Here is a 15,847-nt window from a genome sequence, read left to right as displayed (position 1 = left end):
CCGATGCGACTGCGTGGACAGAGCGCGCGGCAGCTTCATGCAATGCAACCAACTCACGCCGACTTCTTCATCGACAAAGGCTATCTGCGGCTGGAAGGCTTCCATCCGCAGAAACAGATCGCGGGCCTGCGGCAGAAGTTGCACGATGAGATCAAGCGACTGAAGGCCTTGCCTGGCGGCAAGGGCCTGTCGAGCTCGCTGCAGAAATTCCCGCTCTTCCAGCAGATCGGCAAGCTGTCCGCGCTGGTCGAGGTGCCCGGCGTGCATGAAGCGCTGGTGACGCCGCAGCTGATCGACTGCGTCACCCAACTCGGCGGGCGCGCGCCCACAGCCATCCAGGACACGCAGCTCCTGCTCTCGCCGCCTCTTCAAGGCGCCTCGACCTTCACAGGCTTGAACTGGCATGTCGACGTCTCGGCATCACCGCAAGATCCCCTGCCGGGCATCCAGGCCTTCTTCCTGATCGACGATGTGGCGCCGGGCGGCGGCGCGACCCTGGCGCTGGCCGGCTCGCATCGCGTCGGCACGCCGGGATGGCCTTCGGCTTCGGCGCTGCGGCAGGTGCTGAAGACGACCGGCGACCTGAAGCAGCAACTTCACCCGCTGGGCATCGGCCTCGTCGAGATGTCGGGGCGCGCAGGCGACGTCTTCCTGATGGACCTGCGCCTCTTGCACACGCCGTCGGTCAACGCGACGAAGAACGTGCGGATGATGGCGACGACGCGCTGCTTCATGAATACCTGAGGTGGCCTTGGACAGCCCCGGATGGACTCCCCTTCGAAGGCCCCGCGTTGACGAAGTTCGATCCCGCCTTCCCCGCAGCGGGACGTGCTCCTTCTGTTTCGGCACACATTGTCAATAACACCCAAGCAAATGACAGATCGATTCCCAGAGAGCGGGAATCAAGGCTTGGGAGCGAGATGCGCTGACCAGATACTTCCCATCGGCTCAGCCTTCGCGGCTCGGTGATAGTTTTTGGTTTCAACGACGCCATCAATCAATCTGTCGCGGTAGAGGTTTGAGCCCTTTGAATACAAGGGAGAAAGCCGATGAGAGTTCAGCCGGAATTGAGCGAAGGAAGCTTGCTTCCTGTCAGGCGACGAGAGTCCATAGAAGAAAATTTCTCGGACGTTGAAGTCCTCACCTTCACCAGGTTGCAGGCTGAGATGCTGGAAAACTCAGCAACGGAGATTGCGAAGAACGGAGGCCCACAAGCGGCGGGCACGCAATCCATGGCGCGGGCATCTGCCACAGCGATCTGCGAGACCCTTGATGCCTCGCAAACCGCCGCCGCAAAGCGCTTTGCCGACGGCGAACTTTCTCTTCTGATCTTTGAAGGGATGCTCGACCCGACCGTTGGCGACTTGCCTGCCGAGCTGCCCGAACTCAGCCTGCTTCAGGAAGACTTCCATTGCCTCAGGCTGGCGTCGCGAAGCCAGATTCTGCTCAACCTCGTCGAGCACCGCGCATTCGCATTCGACCTCGACAGCAACGAGCTGGTCCGAATGGTCGGTAACTTCAAAGGCGGAGGAAAAACCAAGCTCACGGAAGAGCCGGATCTGGGAGCCCTAGAGCTTTCCTCGCACACGGGCTTGGCGCTGAGTGCGCACACGGAGCCCCCATACCACTGCTCGTTTTCCCCATCCGGCTCGCACTCGCCTGCGCCTTGTGCGCTCGTTCTCACCGCCCGTTGGAACCCGAAGAGCGAGCCCACAGCGATCCTCCCGATGCACAGAGTCATCGAAAGGATTGGCGCTCACCATGCACTAGCCCTGACAGCGAAGGTGTTCCAGTTCACGCGAACCGATTCGTTTGCCGCGGACAAAGGAGAAGCTGGTGCGGATGTCTCGATACTCGAGATCGACGGGAAGGGGACGTTCTCGCTTCGATACAACTCGTACCGTTTTTCGGTGAGCGAAGAGGCCCCACCTCCTATCAAGAACGCGTTCCAGGTCTTGACAGACGAGGTTCGTCGCACAGACATGGTGCGGCTGGCGCTTCAGCCTTCAAAGGCGATCGTGATCAACAACCACAAGGCCTTGCATTGCCGTGACGAGATCGAGGACAACCGGCGGCTCTTGATCCGCATGTTCGGGTATTCGCCCGCCGCGCAGGAAATCGTCTTGTCCGACGACCCTCTGCTTGTGCAGGGATGAACTCCTCGCATGTCATGGACACCATCAGTTTTCTGATCGGCGATCACTCGCTTTCCATTCTTTTCATCCTTGCCGGCGTCGCATTCCTGGCGGGGGCGTTCGATGCGATCGCGGGAGGGGGTGGCCTGATCACGGTCCCCGCGCTTGTCATTGCCGGGCTGGACCCCGTGTCTGCCATCGCAACGAGCAAGCTGCAGGCGACATTGGGTGCTGTCTCCGCAACAAGAAACTTTGCGCGGGCCGGCCTGATCGAGTGGCACCGGATCTGGCCTGCGGCCCTCCTGGCTTGCTTCGGCTCGGTCATCGGGGCGTTGGTGGTCAGTTCGGTCCCTCAACAGCTGGTCCGAAACGGCCTGCCGTTCCTGCTGATCACCATGGCGCTCTATTTCGCGTTGTCGCCCAAGATGACCGACGACGATGCCGAACAGCGAATTTCCATGGCGGCCTTTTGCGCAACCGCAGCCGTTGTGATCGGCTTCTATGACGGCGCCTTCGGCCCCGGCACCGGATCGTTCTTCATGATCGCGTTCGTTCTTCTTCTGGGCTATGGGGTCGTTCGCGCGACGGCCCATACGAAGTTGCTGAACCTCGCATCGATACTCGGGTCGCTCTCCATCTACCTCTTCCAGGGCTTGGTGCACTGGCGCATCGGCGTGGTCATGGGATTGGGTGCATTCATCGGTGCGCAGGTGGGCTCCAAGCTGGCGATCCGGGCTGGCGCGAAACTCATCAGGCCGTTGCTCATGGTGGTCTGTTGCGCCATCGCCTTCAAGCTGATGCTGGACCCCGCGCATCCGGTCTACCGATGGATTGCGGGCAGTACCTGAGCTCCCTTGAAAGTCGGGTGCCATCTCTTGCACCCCAGGAGCGGCACGTCGTGAGGTCGCATTCACTGAACAGGGTACCCACCGCGCTGGCATCGCACCGCCCGCAAGCGTAAGCTGACCACCGCTCGGCCAGCCAAGGCAACGCCGCCAAGCGGCACCCGCTGCGCCGAGCTGTGCGAAAGGACTGGCCATGTTGTCCGACTCCACTGTCACGACCATGCTTCCAGTGAAGGACATGGACCGCGCGCGTGCTTTCTACGAGGGCTGCCTGGGTTTGAAGGCCGGTGGCTTGCGGCCAGACGGAAAGTTTGTCTACACGGTGGGCGGCAGCACGCTGGCGCTGTTCCCGAAACCCGAGGGGACGAAGGCCGACCACACGGCGATCAGCTTCCACGTGCCGGACATCGCCGCCAGCGTCGCGAAGCTGCAGCGCGCGGGGGTGGTGTTCGAGGACTACGACTTTCCCGATCTGAAAACCGTCGACCATGTCTGCGTGCTCGGCTCGGAAAAAGCGGCGTGGTTCAAGGACACGGAAGGCAACTTCCTTTGCATCCACGAGGACCTTGCGCCCGCATAGCCGGCTCGCGGTGAGCAGCGGGTGTCGCCGGCTGAACTTGCCGGCGACGACTTGCTTGCAGCCCCTCAAAGGGCCATCCGGCGCAAGCGCCCGGTGATCTAGTCCCACGCAGGAAGGTGCTGCAAGGCATCGTTGGGACGATCCGCAATGTCGACGCCAGTGAACTCGGTTCCACCCGGCAAGAGCCTGACGTCGCAAACGATTTCCCAGCCATGGTTTTCAGTGCGCCGGGCAAGGCATACCTCCTCGCCGGCAGCAACGAGCTTGGCGCATTCGCCGACGCTGATTCGCTGTGCCGTGCCCAGGGAAAACTCCGTCGAGCCGAACTCCTTCTCCACGACCGGGTGAATGGCGACGAGGTCCATCTTCCCATCCTTGAAGTGAACAGCGGTAATTGCATGCTGGGCCATCTTCGACCTCCATTCGTGCAGAGCCCCGACAGGGCTGCGGTTCGACTGTACGCCCGCGGCAGCAGTTCCCCGTCGTCAATCCGAAAAGCCGACGCACGCGAAGGGCGGCGGCTGGCCGACCGCAGAAGCCTCGGGGCCTGCCGCTCGAAGCGCTTGGCCGCTCGCCGGCTGGCGCACCTGCGAAGGGATCTACAAGCTCGCCGCAATCTGCTCTCGCAGCCACCGATGCCCCGGGTCGCGATGCCGCCGCTCGTGCCACAGCATCGCCATCTCGTAGCCCGGCACCTCCAGCGGTGCCTCCACCACGCGCAGCCCCGGCGCGCCGCGCGCCAGGCGCTCGGGCAGCATCGCGACCATGTCGGTGCTGGCGAGCACGGACATCATGAACAGGAAGTGCGGCACCGACAGCGCCACGCGCCGCGTGAGGCCCTGCGCCGCCAGCGCCTCGTCGGTGGGGCCGACAAAACCGCCGCCGCCCAGCGACACCACCACATGCTCCAGCGCGCAGAACTGCGCGAGCGTGGGCCGGCGCTTCAGGCGCGGGTGCCCTGCCCGGCCGGCCAGCACATAGCGCTCGTGGAACAGCACGCGCCGGTGCAGGCCGGTCGGCGCGCCCACGCTGGTGTGAAAGAACAGGTCGATCTCCGCCTGCTCGAGCTGGCGCGCCATGCGCGTCGGCACGGCCTCGACCACGGCGAGCCGGGTGTTCGGTGCGGCCTCACGCAGCCCGGCCAGCGCCGGCAGCAGGATGGCCGACTCGGCGTAGTCGGCCGCGGCCACGCGCCAGGTGGTGGTCGCCTGGGCCGGGTCGAAAGGCTGGCTGGGCGCCACCGCGCGGCCCAGCGATGCGAGGGCTTCGCGCAGCGGCTCGCGCAGTTCGTCGGCGCGCGCGGTGGGCCGCATGCCGCGTTGCGCGGGCACGAGCAGCGGGTCGTTGAAGAGCTCGCGCAGCTTGGCGAGCTGCACGCTCACCGAGGGCTGCGAAAGGTTCAGGCGCTCGGCCGCGCGGGTCACGTTGCGCTCGGCCAGCAAGGTGTCGAGCGTGACCAGCAGGTTGAGGTCGAGGCGGCTGAAATTGTTCATGGCGATACCTGGCATTCAAACTATTCATTTCCAATATAACGCCACGACTCCTAACCTGAGGGCATCTTCACTCGAACCTCATCACACCGTGAACATCCTGCTGGTCATTGCCCATCCCGAAGCCGCCTCGCTGAACGGCTCGCTCCATCGCTTCATGGTCGAACGCCTCACCCGTGCGGGCCACTCCGTGCGCGTGTCCGACCTGTACGCGATGCGCTGGAAGCCCGCGCTCGACGCCGACGACTTTCCGGCGCGCGACACCACCGCGCCCTTCGACCCCGTGCGCGATTCGCTGCAGGCCTTCGAGGGCGGCACGCAGACCGCGGACATCGCCGCAGAGCAAGAGAAGCTGCTGTGGGCCGACGCGGTGATCCTGCAGTTCCCGCTGTGGTGGTACTCGATGCCCGCCATCCTCAAGGGCTGGATCGAGCGCATCTACGCCTATGGTTTTGCCTACGGCGTGGGCGAACATTCAGACACACACTGGGGCGATCGCTTCGGCGAAGGCACGCTGGCCGGCAAGCGCGCGATGCTCGTGGTGACGACCGGCGGCTGGGCCTCGCACTACACCCCCCGCGGCATCAACGGGCCGATGGACGAGCTGCTGTTCCCCATTCACCACGGCATCCTCTACTACCCGGGCTTCGACGTGCTGCCGCCCTTCGTGGTGCACCGCACGGACAAGGTCGATGGTGCAGCCTATGAGCGCATCACCGGTGAGCTGGGCGAACGGCTCGATACGCTGTGGACCACCGACCCGATTCCGTTTCGCCCACAGAACGGGGGCGACTACGAAATTCCGGCGCTCACGCTGCGCGAACACCTCGCGCCGGGGCGCGCGGGCTTCGGGGTACACCGCAAAAGCAGCGAATCTGAAACTTTGGTTTCCGAACGCCACGGCCTTTAACCACGCCAGGAACAGGTGGATTTGCAGGAGACTTCAAATCGTCGCGACAACGCAGCAAGATGCGCATCCGCCGATTCGTCCGAAGGAGCTTGTCCATGTTCGCCACGCCAGAACGCACCGTCAAGATTCCGGGCCCCGACCATGCGATCGCCATCACGCCGAATCCGTTGCGCGTGGTGGTGTCCGTGGGAGGGCATGTGATTGCCGACTCGCGCGATGCGCTGACATTGCGCGAGTCGCATTTCGGCACGGTGCACTACCTCCCGCGCAAGGACGTGCGCATGTCGCTGCTGGAGCGCACCGCGCACGCGACCTACTGCCCGTACAAGGGCGAGTGCGCGTACTACAGCATTCCGGCCGGCGGCGAGCGCTCGGTGAATGCGGTATGGACCTACGAGTCGCCCTACGACTCGGTCGCACCGATCAAGGACTACGTGGCCTTCTATCCGGACCGCGTGGGCACGATCGAAGAACGCTGCTTCTGACGACGGCTTCACCCCGTTTGTGAAAAAACCGGCCCTTGCTTTCGCAAGGCCGGTTTTTCTTTCTCTGACCCGCTGACACCTCGCCATGGGGCAAGGTGTGCGCGCCTGATACCCATCAATTACAGCGGCAGTGCGTCACCGCGTGCAGCGGCGCGGGCTTCGGCACGCACCGAGGCGCGGTCCAGGCCGCTGGCCAGCACCGGGGCCACGCGGGAAGTCACGGCTTCGCTGTAGGGGTTCTCGCTGCGAGCGGCGACCACGGCCTGGGCGCGGACGGCGTCGCGGCTCACGGTCGAGACGAACACCTGGGCAGGGCCTGCATCGGCGCCGGTGGCGTAGGGGTTGGCGCTGCGTGCGGCCACCACGGCTTCTGCGGCGACATCGGCGCGGCTGGCGGCCGAGGTCAGGCGATGCACGCCTTCGTAGGTTTCAGCGTGGGCGGCGCCGGCAACGGCCATCAGGGCAACGGCAACGGCGGAGAGGAGCTTGGAGGCGGTCATGTCGGTTTCCTTCTTCAATTCAGTTCAGTGGTTCAAGTGTTTGACTTGGAGGGGTTGAACCGGTCTTGGGTGGGTCACCGTCCCTCTTTTGGAAGGGCGGCCAACTCGCTCGGGGCCTGTTCATCCGGATCTGCTTGGGGGCCGGTCCGTGAGATGAATTGTGCGGCGAGATCTAGGTAAAAACCCGCAGCAAAAGGAACCACGGCGTTCCCGAAACGGAAACAATGCGGCGCGCCGGAGCCTCAACCCCCAGGTCAGTGCCCCACCGACTTCGAGAACACGTTGACCACCACCACGCCCGCGATGATCAGCCCCAGCCCGACGATGGCCGGTGCGTCGAGCGTCTGGCCGAACCAAAGCCAGCTCACGACCGAGATCAGCACGATGCCCACGCCCGACCAGATCGCATAGGCGATGCCGGTGGGCAGCACGCGCAGTGCGAGCGAGAGAAAGTAGAAGGACACCGCGTAGCCCACCACCGTGGCCACACTGGGCCAGAGTTTCGTGAAGCTGTCCGAGGCCTTGAGAAAGCTGGTCGCGAGCACTTCGACGACGATCGCGACAGCGAGGTAGGCATAGGTCAGGGTCATCGCCGGACTTTAATCGCGCGCGATGCGAGGCCGATCAGGGCGGCAGCAGCAGCGGGCCGCAGTTGGTGTCGGTGACGAACACCGCCATGAGCTTCGCAGGCTTTACCGGGTCGGGGTTCTCCGCGAACATGTGCAGCGTGTTGGGCGGCTCGAAGAAGGTTTCTCCGCTCTGGAAGGTGCCCACGGGGCCGCCGCCCAGTTGCGAGCGGATGGTGCCTTCGAGAATGATCGCCGTCACCGAGCCCGGATGCCGATGCGCCGGCGAATAGGCCAGCGGCGGAAAGTCGACCAGCACCGTCGTCACCGACTTGCCGGGCACATTCGGCAGTGCCTCGCACGACAGCACCTTGACCTGCGTCGCCGGCCGCGCCGTGGCCTGCGAGCCCGCGGGCACGGGGGCCGACGCGAACATCGGCCGCGCCACCGCGCTGCACACATCGGCGAACCACTGCACGGCCTCCTGCTGGCCCGTGCGCGGCATCAGCGCCCAACTGGCGGCGAGCACCAGCAACAGCCCTGCAAGGATCGACGGTGTGTGAGACAGACGCACGGCCTTCATGACGCGACCTCCTGCGACCGCCGCAGCGCCGCATGCCAGCCCAGCTCGCGCTTGGCCTTCTCGCTGCTGACCTCGGGGCTGCCCTCTGCAATGTTGAAGACGCCGCCCCGCGCATGCCGCATCGCAAGCAACGCGGCCCAGGCCGCGGCCTCCACATGCACCGGGCTCGCGCCCTTGGGTGCCGCGTTCGACGTGCCGGGCCCATACAGTTGCCCATAGCGCAGCACCGTTCCCGTGAGCCCGACGGCACCGCGCACGCTGCGCTCCAGCGCCACCACGCCGTCGATGCTGATGCGGCGACCGCCTTCGGCTGCGAGATCGAGTGGATCGTCTTCGGTGTGCGGCGTCGGTCCGGGTGCATAGGCCCAGGCGATGCTCTGCGCAATCACCTGCGTCGCGCCGGCCGCCAGCGCCGCCGCCACGAGGTGCCGCGTGCCCTCGATGCGCACGCGTGCATTGCGGACCACCGCCTCGGCCATGAGCGCCGGGTTCAGGTCTTGCGGCAAATCGGTGAGCTGGTGAATGACGACCGCGGGCGCAATGCGCACCAGTGCGTCGCGCAAGGCCAGCGCGTCGAACACGTCGACGACGACCGGCGTCACACCGCGTGCCTCCAGCGCCGCCGCACGATCGGCACGGCGGGTGCCGCCGTACACCGCGTGGCCGGCGTCGACCAACAGCGGTATCAGCGCGGAGCCCACGGCCCCGGTCGCGCCCGCCACGAATACCTTCTCGCCCATTGCGTGTCCTTCTTTCCTGCTGGCTGTTCGAAGCCACGAGCTTAGGATTTCGATGCACCAGACGAAAGAACCAAGAATCGTCAGAATGAGTGGGCCATGATCAACCCACCAAGCAATGCCATCCCCGGCATCGATCGCTCGACGTCGATCCCGCTGCACCGCCAGGTCTACGAGCGCTTTCGCACGGCGATCGAGCGCGGCGTGCTCCGCCCCGGCGACCGCGTGGCGTCGGCGCGCAGCCTGGCGGGCGAGCTGGGCGTGGCGCGCGGCACGGTCGAGGCGGCCTACAGCCAGCTCGCGGGCGAAGGCTATTTCTCCGCGCAGGGGCAGGCGGGCACGGTGGTGTCGCCGTCGCTGCCGGTGCAGCGCGCCGTGCGCGCCGGTTCGCGCTCCGTCGTCGATGCGCCTGCACTGGCCGGACCGATCGCCCCGCCCCCGCTGCAACTCGGCATCCCTGCACTCGATGCCTTTCCGCGCAAGCTCTGGGCGCGCCTGGTCGCCCGCCGCGCGCGCGCCATGGGTGCGGCCGACCTGTTCTATGGCGACCCCGCGGGCTACGCACCGCTGCGCGAGGCCATCGCGGCCTACCTGCTGGTGTCGCGCGGCGTGGTTTGCCAGCCTGCGCAGGTCTTCGTCACCGGCGGCTACCGCGCGTCGCTCGCGCTCGTGGCGCGCACGCTGCTCGCGAAGGACGACCGCGTGTGGACCGAAGACCCCGGCTTCGCCCCCACGCACGACGTGCTGCGCAGCGCCGGCCAGCGCGTGGTGCCCGTGCCGGTGGACGACGAAGGGCTGGTCGTCGCGCGGGGCGTGCGACGCTCGCCGAAGGCGCGCATGGCGATCGTCACGCCTTCGCACCAGGCGCCGCTGGGCGTGTCGATGTCGCTGGCGCGCCGGCTGCAGCTGCTCGAATGGGCCTCGCGCGCCAAGGCCTGGATCGTCGAAGACGACTACGACGGCGAGTACCGCTACGCCGGCGCGCCGCTGCCCGCGCTCAAGAGCCTCGACGGGCACGACCGCGTGCTGTACGCGGGCAGCTTCTCGAAGGTGCTGTATCCCGGGCTGGCGCTGGGCTACCTGGTGGTGCCCGAATCGCTGCGTGCGCGCTTCGAGGAGGCGGCGCGCATCGCCTCCAACGGCTGCCCGCAGATCACGCAGGCCACGGTGGCTGACTTCATGCGTGACGGGCATTTCTCGCGCCACCTGAAGAAGATGCGCCTGCTCTATGCGCGCCGACGCGCCCTGCTGGTCGAGGCATTGCAGAAGGCTTTCGGCGACGGCGTGCGCATCGATCTGCAGGCTGGCGGCATGCACCTGATTGCGCGCTTCGATGCGCGCACCGAGAGCGACCTCGTGCTGGCCCGTCGCGCGCAAGAGGCCGGCCTGAGCTGCCAGCCGCTGTCGGCCCGGGGGACAGCGGCCTTCGACGGCCAAGGACTGCTGATGGGTTTCACCAACGTTGCCACGCCGACCCAGGCGCGACAGCTCGCCACGCGGTTGCGCGCGGCGTTGGGCTGAGGCTCAGGCGCGCAGATCGACTTCAGGCCGCATCGACGACGCGCCGTTCCAGCGCACCTCGAAGCCCGCGTTGCGGAACTCGCCGACCACGAGTTCGCCGACGCGCTGCATGTCGGCATCGCCGCCTTCGGGCGCGCCCCAGAACGCGAGCGAGAGCTGGCTCGTGCGCTTGGCGCGGTTCTGGTCCTGCCGTGTGTAGAAGCAGAAGCCGTGCACGCCGGCCTTCTTGCCGCCGCGCTCGCGGAACGCTTCGGAGCAATCGGAGAAGCCATCGGACTGCGTGTCGCCCGCATCCTGCAGTGCGACCAGGCCAGCTTGCGTCAGCGCGTCGAACACCTCGGCGATGCGCGCTTCGGCCGCGCGCCACTGCGCGGTGCTCATCTTCACCGGATCAGGTTCGGGCGGCGGTGGTTCGGGCAGCGCGTGGCCGGTGATGCGCGACAGCAACTCGGCGACCTCTTCCTCCATCGCGTTCTCCGTGATGTGGTTGCCGTGGCTGTCGCTCACGTCGGGGTTCGCGCCCGCATCGATGAGCAGTTGCACGGGCTCTGTGGTCGGCGAGAACTCGGCCGCGAGGTACAGCGCGGTGCGGCTGTCGGTGCCGGCGTATTCGAGCGGGCTGCCGGCGTCGAGCAGCAGTTGCAGCACGGCAAGGATCGGTTCGAGCTCGGATTCGTTCGTGCCCATCGCGGCGCACTGCAGTGCGGTGAAGCCTTGCTTGTTGACGGCGGCCAGGTCGGCCCCGGCCTCGATGCAGGCGCGCACCGTGTCGACATCGGCTTCGCTCGCCGCGTCGAAGATCTTCTTCGGATTCATGGCATCCCCTGTTGGTTTTTTGGATTCTGCCGCAGGCGCGTTGCACTTCACAGACCGTGCGAACCTCGCTACATTCGACGCCTCGATCAACAAACCGGATTGGAGGTGCGCGATGGAAGACACTGCTATTCACTCTCCCGCCCACGTACGGTTTGCCGGGTCGCATCCGAACCGCTGCTGACGCGCTCCCCGCGCACCAGGTGCCGCTGAAGGCACCACCAGCCAGCCCGTTCGACCCTCGCGGTGTTCTGCCGCGACACGCCGTCCGATTCAGACAACGCCACGCCGGCACATGCGTGCCGCGTGCGGTTCGTTCCCTTTTCGAATCAAGGCTCACCATGCTTGAAACCCGTGCCGCCGATGCGCGGCAGTTCACGACTTCTCCTTTCGATCCGCAGCGGGCGTCCGCTGAAGAATGGACGCAGGCGCTGGCCTACTGGCGCCAGCGCCATGACGAAGACTTTCCGGGCGAACCGCAGCCCGACGACGCTCACACCCAGCAGAACGTGCAACAGCACACACCGCTGTACGTGGTGCACCGCGTGCTCGCGCGAGACGCGCAGGGGCGCATCGTCGGCAGCCTCAACATGGGCGTGCGCCGCGAAGGCTCGCCCGACTATGCGGCCTTCGCGCCCTTCGTCGATGTGTGGGGCGGCGTGCTGCGATCGCACCAACGCCAAGGCGTGGCCAGCACCTTGCTGCACCGGCTGCTGGCGCTGATGGAAGCCCGCGGCCCGACCACCGCGACCTTCAAGGCCCACCTGTCGGAAGGCCGGGCGTTCCTCGCGGCCATCGGCGCGACCGAGAAGCACCGCAGCATCGAGAACCGCATGGCCTTCGACAGCCTCGACTGGGCGACGCTCGCGCGTTGGCGCGCCGATGCCCTTGCGCCCGCGCACGGGCTGCGCCTCGAGATCCACGCAGGCCGCGTGCCCTTCGATCGGCTGGCCACGCTGATGGCGCCGCTGTCCGCGCTGCTCGAAGACGCGCCCACCAGCGCGCTCGAACGCGCGCCGATGCGCTTCGAACTCGAAGGCTTCCACGCCTGGTATGCCGAAATCGACCGCCGCGGTGGTGAGCACTTTCTCGTGCTGCTGCGCGACGCCAACGACGAGGTGGCCGCCGTGTGCGACGCCAGCTGGAACCAGCTGTACCCGGACCGCATGTTCCAGCGCCTCACCGGCGTTGCCCGCCATTGGCGCGGCAAGGGCCTGGCCAAGGGCGTGAAGGCGATCATGTTGCAGCTCGTGCGCGAGCGGCACCCCGAGGTGGTGATGGCCATCACCACCAACGCAGAGGCCAACGCGCCCATGCTCGCCATCAACCGCCGGCTCGGCTTCGCCGCGCACAGGCATGATGCGGTCTACCAGATCGGCACGGAAAGCCTGAGGGCCTTCCTCTCGACCCACCCCCTGGCTGTGCCGGAGGCGCACACATGAAGACACCCCCCAGACTGCAATCCCTCGTCGACGAGGGCCTCATCGACAGCGTCGTGCGCCAGCTCATGAGCGGCAAGGAAGCCATGGTCTATGTCGTGCGCTGCGGCGACGAGACGCGCTGCGCCAAGATCTACAAGGAAGCCGACAAGCGCAGCTTCCGCCAGGCCGTCGACTACACCGAGAACCGCCGCGTGAAGAACACGCGCGAGGCGCGCGCCATGGCCAAGGGCACGAAATTCGGCCGCCAGGTCACCGAGGCCATCTGGCAGAGCGCCGAGGTCGATGCGCTCTACCGCCTGGCCGCGGCCGGCGTGCGCGTGCCCACGCCGCACAACTTCCTCGAAGGCGTGCTGCTCATGGACCTGGTGACCGATGCCCACGGCGACGCCGCCCCGCGCCTGAACGACGTGGCCTTCTCGCCCGAAGACGCGCTGCTGCACCACGCCAGCCTGCTCAAGGAAGTGATGCGCATGCTCTGCGCCGGCATCGTGCACGGCGACCTGTCGGAGTTCAACGTGCTGCTGGCCGAAGACGGCCCGGTGATCATCGACCTGCCGCAGGCGGTCGACGCAGCGGGCAACAACCACGCCAAGCGCATGCTGCTGCGCGACGTGGAGAACCTGCGCAACTTCTTCGGACAGTACGCGCCCGCGCTGCTGAAGACGCACTACGGCGACGAGATCTGGCAACTCTACGAGCGCGGCCTGCTGCGGCCGGAAACCGAACTCACGGGCACCTTCGTGCGCGAGACCGGCCCCGTCGATCTCAGCAACGTGCTGCGCGAGGTGGACGACGCGCGTGCGGAAGAAGCGGCGCGGCTGTTGCGGATGCAGACGCCGCGACAATAGCGGGCTGCTTCCGCCCGCCCGATGACTTCCCACGCCCTGCCCCTGCGCCAACCCTTTTCAACCGCCGCCCGCCACATCGCCCGGGCCGCGGCCTTCGTGGCACTGGGCCTGGGCCCGGCGGCGCACGCGGGCACCATCCGCCTGGAAGACGACCGCGGCCGCGTGCTCGAGCTGCAGACGCCCGCCAAACGCATCGTCTCGCTGATGCCCTCGCTCACCGAAACGGTCTGCGCGCTCGACGCCTGCGACCGGCTCGTGGGCATCGACCGCCACGCCAACTGGCCGGCGGCGGTGAAGGGCCTGCCGCAAGTGGGCGGCATGGACGACGCGAACATCGAGCGCATCGTCGCGCTCAGGCCCGACCTCGTGCTGCTGCGACCGCGCAGCCGCGCCGCAGAAGCACTGGAACGCCTGGGCATCAAGGTGCTGGCGCTCGACGCCAAGACCCATGCCGACATGCGCCGCGTGATGGAAACCGTCGCCCGCGCCACCGGCAAGCCGGGCACGGGCGAGGCCTTCTGGCGCACCCTCGATGCCCGGCTGAATGCAGCGCGCGCCCGCGTGCCGCTGAACTGGCAAGGCCGGCGCGTGTACTTCGAGGTGCATGGCGGCGTCGCCGCTGCGAGCGAAAGCTCCTTCATCGGCGAGACCCTGGCGCGTCTGGGCCTGGCCAACGCGGTGCCGGGCTCGCTCGGCCCTTTCCCGAAGATGAACCCCGAGTTCGTGGTGCGCGCCAACCCCGACGTGCTGATGGTTTCGGCCCTCGGCGAAATCTCGGCGATGGCCGCGCGGCCCGGCTGGTCGGCCATGTCGGCCATCCAGCGCGGACGCGTCTGCAGCTTTGCCTCGGCGCGCTTCGACCTGATGATGCGGCCCGGCCCGCGGCTCGACGAGGCGGCCGATGCCATCGTGAATTGCCTTGCGTCGCTGGATGCACCGCGCAACTGACTTGCACATCCATCCCATGAACTTCGACATCGTTCCCGCCGCCCACTTCGGCATCGACGAACTCACCACGCTCTGGAACCGTTCCTACGAGGACTATTTCGTGCCGATCGCGTTCGACCGCGCGATGTTCGAGCGGCATGTGCGGCGCGCGGAAGCCGACCTGGCGCTCTCGCGCGTGATCGTCGTCGATGGCGACGCCTGCGGCCTCTCGCTCGTCGGCCGGCGCGGGCCGCGTGCCTATCTCGCGGGCTTCGGCATCGCGAGCGCGCAGCGCCGTCGGGGGCTGGCGAAACAGCTCATCGAGGCGCAGCTGCGCGACCTGTCGGCCGCCGGCATCGCGCAGGTGCAGCTCGAAGTCATCGAACAGAACCCGGCGCGGCAGCTTTATGAGCAGGCGGGTTTCGTGGAAGTCCGCACGCTCGAAGTGCTCGAAGGCAGCTTCGAATCTCCCGCCAATGCCGCGAACCCGACGACGCCCGACACCGGCACGCTCGCCGCTGTGCATGCAGCCTGCACCGCCCTCTCGCGCCCGACCTGGCGCCGCGAGTGGCCGACCGTGCAAGGTGCGCTGGCGCACGACGGTGCCCTCGCGCTGGGGACCGCAACGGGCGGCTACGCCGTCCTCCTGCCCACACCGCTGCCGCTGAACACGCTGCTCGATGCCGCCGCGCCCGACGAGGCCTCGGCCCATGCGCTGCTCGACGCGCTCGCGCAGGCACGCCCCGGCGCACGCTGGCGGCTGGTCGACGAGCCCGAGGGCAGCCCGATGCACCGCGCGCTGACCGCACGCGGCGCCACGCTTGTCATCCGCCAGATCGAGATGACCGCGACACTCCAGCCCACCTCTTCCGATTCCTCTTCCGACTCCTCGCGCCCCGTCCGTTCATGAAGCCCCACAAGCGAACCTCGTCCACCCCGTTCATCCGCGTGGGCCCCAGCGGCGTGCACGGCCTCGGCGCCTTCGCCACGCGCGACCTGCCGGCCGAAGCCTTTCTCGGCCTCTACGAAGGCCGCCGCTACACCAAGCAGGAAGTCGCGGCCAAGGTCTGGGACGACCAGCTCACCTACCTGTTCACGTTGACGACCGGCGAAACCATCGACGGCGCCAAGGGCGGCAACGCCACGCGCCACCTCAACCATTCCTGCGAGCCGAACTGCGAAGCAGTCGAGGAGTTCGACGAGGCGGGCGAGATGGTGCTGCGGTTCCAGACGATGGAGGCGGTGGAGGCCGGCGACGAACTGTTCATCGACTACTCGCTGACGGCCGACGACGGCTCGCCGCCCTCGAAGTACCCCTGCCACTGTGGCTCGCCGAACTGCCGCGGGACGATGCTGGCGCCGGTGGAGGCCGTGGCGGAGAAAGACGGGCCGGCCACCCCCGCCGATGTGGCGCCGGCCGTTTCAGACCCGCGCAGGCCGATCAGCGAACTGCCCTGGTGAAGTA

At 67.0% G+C, this 15,847-nt stretch carries 19 protein-coding genes; 12 read left to right on the top strand and 7 right to left on the bottom strand.

From position 1 onward, the window contains the following. Positions 1-42 precede the first annotated feature (42 nt). The 4 genes from GFK26_RS20510 (at position 43) to GFK26_RS20495 (ending at position 3,560) form a co-directional block, all read left to right on the top strand. Positions 43-744 carry a phytanoyl-CoA dioxygenase family protein gene (locus GFK26_RS20510; RefSeq protein ID WP_153283601.1) on the top strand — a complete coding sequence of 234 codons (702 nt, stop codon included), beginning with the start codon at positions 43-45 and terminating at the stop codon, positions 742-744. 305 nt (positions 745-1,049) lie between these two features. After that, the gene (locus GFK26_RS20505) at positions 1,050-2,156 is read left to right on the top strand and encodes a hypothetical protein (RefSeq protein WP_153283600.1); all 1,107 of its coding nucleotides are present in this window, start codon (positions 1,050-1,052) and stop codon (positions 2,154-2,156) included. 14 nt (positions 2,157-2,170) lie between these two features. Continuing rightward, positions 2,171-2,983 (top strand): TSUP family transporter, encoded by an 813-nt coding sequence (locus tag GFK26_RS20500; protein ID WP_153283599.1) that lies wholly within the window; start codon positions 2,171-2,173, stop codon positions 2,981-2,983. A gap of 190 nt (positions 2,984-3,173) precedes the next feature. Then, positions 3,174-3,560: a VOC family protein gene (locus GFK26_RS20495; protein ID WP_153283598.1), complete on the top strand. Its 387-nt coding sequence runs from the start codon at positions 3,174-3,176 to the stop codon at positions 3,558-3,560. 98 nt (positions 3,561-3,658) lie between these two features. Here the strand turns inward: GFK26_RS20495 and GFK26_RS20490 are convergent, their stop codons facing one another. After that, positions 3,659-3,970: a hypothetical protein gene (locus GFK26_RS20490; protein WP_153283597.1), complete on the bottom strand. Its 312-nt coding sequence runs from the start codon at positions 3,968-3,970 to the stop codon at positions 3,659-3,661. A gap of 189 nt (positions 3,971-4,159) precedes the next feature. Further along, complete coding sequence (locus GFK26_RS20485) at positions 4,160-5,053, bottom strand: LysR family transcriptional regulator (protein ID WP_153283596.1); 894 nt, start codon at positions 5,051-5,053, stop codon at positions 4,160-4,162. Positions 5,054-5,141: 88 nt separating this feature from the next. Here GFK26_RS20485 and GFK26_RS20480 point away from each other — a divergent pair, with 88 nt between their 5' ends. Together GFK26_RS20480 and GFK26_RS20475 are read left to right on the top strand one after the other, a co-directional pair. Then, on the top strand, positions 5,142-5,960 hold the full coding sequence (locus GFK26_RS20480) for an NAD(P)H-dependent oxidoreductase (protein WP_153283595.1): 819 nt from the start codon (positions 5,142-5,144) through the stop codon (positions 5,958-5,960). A 95-nt stretch (positions 5,961-6,055) separates the two neighbouring features. Further along, a complete protein-coding gene (locus tag GFK26_RS20475) occupies positions 6,056-6,445 on the top strand; it encodes a DUF427 domain-containing protein (RefSeq protein ID WP_153283594.1) in 390 nt (129 codons plus the stop codon). 119 nt (positions 6,446-6,564) lie between these two features. Here the strand turns inward: GFK26_RS20475 and GFK26_RS20470 are convergent, their stop codons facing one another. From GFK26_RS20470 to GFK26_RS20455, 4 genes are all read right to left on the bottom strand, one after another. Continuing rightward, positions 6,565-6,945, bottom strand: coding sequence for a helicase SNF2 (locus tag GFK26_RS20470; protein WP_153283593.1), 381 nt, complete (start codon positions 6,943-6,945; stop codon positions 6,565-6,567). A 254-nt stretch (positions 6,946-7,199) separates the two neighbouring features. Next, positions 7,200-7,535, bottom strand: coding sequence for an SMR family transporter (locus GFK26_RS20465; RefSeq protein WP_101489956.1), 336 nt, complete (start codon positions 7,533-7,535; stop codon positions 7,200-7,202). Between the two features lie 34 nt (positions 7,536-7,569). Further along, on the bottom strand, positions 7,570-8,094 hold the full coding sequence (locus GFK26_RS20460; protein ID WP_153283592.1) for a cupin domain-containing protein: 525 nt from the start codon (positions 8,092-8,094) through the stop codon (positions 7,570-7,572). Further along, the gene (locus GFK26_RS20455; RefSeq protein WP_153283591.1) at positions 8,091-8,834 is read right to left on the bottom strand and encodes an NAD-dependent epimerase/dehydratase family protein; all 744 of its coding nucleotides are present in this window, start codon (positions 8,832-8,834) and stop codon (positions 8,091-8,093) included. The genes GFK26_RS20460 and GFK26_RS20455 overlap by 4 nt, the downstream gene beginning before the upstream one ends. 96 nt (positions 8,835-8,930) lie before the next feature. On the opposite strand from GFK26_RS20455, the gene GFK26_RS20450 reads away from it, so the two are divergent. After that, on the top strand, positions 8,931-10,352 hold the full coding sequence (locus tag GFK26_RS20450; protein WP_153283590.1) for a PLP-dependent aminotransferase family protein: 1,422 nt from the start codon (positions 8,931-8,933) through the stop codon (positions 10,350-10,352). A 3-nt stretch (positions 10,353-10,355) separates the two neighbouring features. Here GFK26_RS20450 and GFK26_RS20445 read toward each other — a convergent pair whose 3' ends face one another. Further along, positions 10,356-11,168: an ankyrin repeat domain-containing protein gene (locus tag GFK26_RS20445; RefSeq protein WP_153283589.1), complete on the bottom strand. Its 813-nt coding sequence runs from the start codon at positions 11,166-11,168 to the stop codon at positions 10,356-10,358. A gap of 338 nt (positions 11,169-11,506) precedes the next feature. Between GFK26_RS20445 and GFK26_RS20440 the strand changes: the two genes are divergently transcribed. From GFK26_RS20440 to GFK26_RS20420, 5 genes are read left to right on the top strand one after another with little or no spacing between them, the layout of a single operon-like run. Beyond that, entirely contained in the window at positions 11,507-12,607 is a 1,101-nt protein-coding gene (locus GFK26_RS20440) for an N-acetyltransferase (protein ID WP_153283588.1), read from the top strand. Then, a complete protein-coding gene (locus GFK26_RS20435; protein WP_153283587.1) occupies positions 12,604-13,455 on the top strand; it encodes a PA4780 family RIO1-like protein kinase in 852 nt (283 codons plus the stop codon). The genes GFK26_RS20440 and GFK26_RS20435 overlap by 4 nt, the downstream gene beginning before the upstream one ends. 21 nt (positions 13,456-13,476) lie before the next feature. Continuing rightward, on the top strand, positions 13,477-14,403 hold the full coding sequence (locus tag GFK26_RS20430; protein WP_153283586.1) for an ABC transporter substrate-binding protein: 927 nt from the start codon (positions 13,477-13,479) through the stop codon (positions 14,401-14,403). Between the two features lie 16 nt (positions 14,404-14,419). Continuing rightward, the gene (locus tag GFK26_RS20425; RefSeq protein WP_194273919.1) at positions 14,420-15,292 is read left to right on the top strand and encodes a GNAT family N-acetyltransferase; all 873 of its coding nucleotides are present in this window, start codon (positions 14,420-14,422) and stop codon (positions 15,290-15,292) included. After that, positions 15,289-15,843, top strand: coding sequence for an SET domain-containing protein (locus GFK26_RS20420; protein WP_153283584.1), 555 nt, complete (start codon positions 15,289-15,291; stop codon positions 15,841-15,843). Before GFK26_RS20425 ends, GFK26_RS20420 begins: the two co-directional genes overlap by 4 nt. Positions 15,844-15,847: the final 4 nt, after the last annotated feature.

It is taken from the genome of Variovorax paradoxus (assembly GCF_009498455.1).
Lineage (GTDB): Bacteria > Pseudomonadota > Gammaproteobacteria > Burkholderiales > Burkholderiaceae_C > Variovorax > Variovorax paradoxus_H.
Note: the sequence above shows the minus strand (reverse complement) of the source record. Positions and strands in the feature narration are given on the sequence as shown.